This window comes from Gilvimarinus sp. 1_MG-2023 (genome assembly GCF_030548285.1).
Window position 1 is genome coordinate 1 of record NZ_JAUOSC010000277.1, and the last position, 390, is coordinate 390.

The window sequence follows — 390 nt, forward strand, 5'->3', positions numbered from 1 at the left end:
GTGGCCACCTGCTCCGGTGCGCAATCCATGTCGTACTGGTGTGAGGTCTGACCTTCTGACCTTCTGACCTTATTGTTCTGGGAATCTTCTTTCCTGATAATCTGACGCTCTGATACTTATCACCGTTTTACGACTGGCAGGAGAATGTTTATGTCGGAACAGAGCAAGGCGAATGGTCTCAAGGTACGGACCGAAGTTATGGGGGCAGATTTTGTCCAGCGGGCGCAGCAAAATACCACAGCGCTGACGGAGCCTTTGCAGGATTGGATTAACGAACATGCCTGGGGGTCAACCTGGCAGCGTGATGGTTTGCCGCGTAATGTACGTTCGCTGGTTATGATTGCCATGCTCACGGCGTTAAAGTCGCCGGCTGAGTTAAAAGGCCATATT

1 protein-coding gene is annotated in these 390 nt (G+C 51.5%); it reads left to right on the forward strand.

The genetic code is table 11. The features are described 5' to 3' along the window. Nucleotides 1-150: 150 nt before the first annotated feature. On the forward strand, nucleotides 151-390 hold a 240-nt coding region (locus Q4563_RS16780), incomplete at its 3' end, for a carboxymuconolactone decarboxylase family protein (protein ID WP_303605298.1).